This window comes from Frankia sp. AgKG'84/4, assembly GCF_023242965.2.
GTDB lineage: Bacteria > Actinomycetota > Actinomycetes > Frankiales > Frankiaceae > Frankia.
On record NZ_JALKFU020000998.1, the window covers coordinates 1 to 1,883 of the forward strand.

Annotated in this window: 2 protein-coding genes; one reads left to right on the top strand and one right to left on the bottom strand. The window is 72.9% G+C overall.

From position 1 onward, the window contains the following. Positions 1-55: 55 nt before the first annotated feature. A complete protein-coding gene (locus tag MXD58_RS26720; RefSeq protein ID WP_248837026.1) occupies positions 56-517 on the bottom strand; it encodes a TM2 domain-containing protein in 462 nt (153 codons plus the stop codon). 691 nt (positions 518-1,208) lie between these two features. On the opposite strand from MXD58_RS26720, the gene MXD58_RS26725 reads away from it, so the two are divergent. Continuing rightward, a complete protein-coding gene (locus MXD58_RS26725) occupies positions 1,209-1,727 on the top strand; it encodes a hypothetical protein (RefSeq protein ID WP_250610568.1) in 519 nt (172 codons plus the stop codon). The last annotated feature ends 156 nt before the right edge of the window (positions 1,728-1,883 follow it).

Below are 1,883 nucleotides of genomic sequence, written 5' to 3' on the forward strand. Positions count from 1 at the left end.
GCGCCGGGCCAGCGCCGCGGGGAGGGCGCCGACGCGGGTCCGCGCGACGGGCGGATCAGTCACGCAGCGGCCGGCCGTTTTTGTCCCGCACGGTGCCGGTCAGCATCATGATGCCGTCGATCAGTGCCCACACGCCCAGGCCGCCGCAGGTGAACAGCTGGGCCAGCGCGATGCCGGTGTTGCCGAGATACCAGCGGCCGGCGCCGACGCCGCCGAGCAGGATCTGCAGCAGCCCGGCGGTCAGCTTCTGCTTGTCCGAGTACGCCTCGCCGGTGATCGGGTGGCGCCCGAACGGAGCGGACTGGTCGAACGGGGCCGGGGCGCCGTAGCCGGGCGGCGGGTAGCCCGGGGCGCCGGGCGGGTAGCCGGGCTGCCCCGCCGGCCCCGGGTAGCCGCCCGGACCGGGATAGCCCTGCTGCGGATAGCCCTGCTGCGGGTAGCCGTGCTGGCCCTCACCAGGTCCGGGCTGGCCCTGGTAGCCCTGTGGCTGGTCCTGCGGTTGCCATGGCGATGTCATCGTGTGCTCCCAGGGAAGGCGCACACCCGGTGGACCGGGTGTGCGCGCCGTGTCGGTCCGCCGGTGGATCTGCCCTGCTGGCAGGCCCGGGCGGTGCCGGCGGCGCGGAATCGAGGCGATGCTACCGAGGCCGCCCGGACCCGCGAGCACCGTTCCCCACCCGCTGGCTGTCCGATTGGCGACCTGTCACACAGGGTCGGCAACCGTGGTCCATGTGTGATCTGTGGGTGGGGTGGCGATAGCCCCTTCGTGCGTCCGCCCTCGCTCGTCCGTGGTGTGCCCATCGGGAGGACCAGAGTCCCGCCGCGGTCGGCGGGAAAGGCTGCCCGCTCCCGCCGGGAGGCTCGCTGGACGGTGCCCGGCGTGGTGCTGACCTGCGGATCCGACGGCGTTGTCGCCGCTGTCCGGCGCGGCCCTCGGGAACCCGTTTGTGGGTTCGTTTCCGAATTCGCGGCCGCGGGCGCCGTGGCACCGCGGCGGCGCCACGCCAACAATCGACGTCCAGTGGACAAGCATCCCGATTCCCGCGACTCGATCCGCTGTTTTCTTCTACAGTTCACCGCGGGTCCCCGTGTCGTTGGCCCGGCCCGGCGCGCGCCACCCGGCGGGTGCTGCCGGTGCCGTGGGAGGAACCGGACCAGCGACCTGGAATGCCGTTAACGGCACCCGAACGGCCGGAAAGGCGAGGTGCATGGGGTTGCGGTACGAACGCGGCGAGCCGGCCGGCGGGGGGCACGCCGGCATCGGGTTCGACCAGGCGGTGATGGAGACTCTGGAACCGCTGGCCGAGAAGTACGGGCTGTTCGTAGCGGAAAGGACCTGCTGGCATGTCCTATTCCGCGGCGCGCACCGAATCCTGGACGTGGCCTGCGATCCGTGGACGTGCTGGGCGCTGGGCGCCCGCGTCGGGATGTGGTCGGAGTCGGATTCCGGGCCGAGGAACGGGGACGCCGACGCGGCTATCGGCCAGCGCGGCCTGAGCGTCCAGGACGTTCTGCACGCGGTATACGGAATGCGAGAGAATGCCTGGCCGTGGATGGCCGCCTCACCCGCGGAACTACGCGCTGTCCTGCACACCCTCGCGGGCCTGGTGGACCGGTACTGCGCCGAGTTGTTCCTGGATGACGAGGCCTTCGCCCGCGCCGAACGCCTGGTCGCCAGGGCCGCGGCCGAACGTGAGGCGTTCGTGCGCCAGTTCGAGGGTCGCTGAGGGCGATCGGGTCGCCCGCGCGACGCCCGTGGACCCGCGTGCGGCGTGCGGGTACGCCGACACGCCCCGGTTGCGCCCGCGGCGTCGGGTCGCTCCACCGGCGTAGCCTTCGGTGACGGCCGCGCGCCCGTCGGCGGATCCGGCGCTGCCCGCGTG

Coding starts and splice junctions, on each gene's coding strand:
- MXD58_RS26720 (WP_248837026.1), bottom strand. CDS start 517: ATGACATCGCCATGGCAACCGCAGGACCAGCCACAGGGCTACCAGGGC.
- MXD58_RS26725 (WP_250610568.1), top strand. CDS start 1,209: ATGGGGTTGCGGTACGAACGCGGCGAGCCGGCCGGCGGGGGGCACGCC.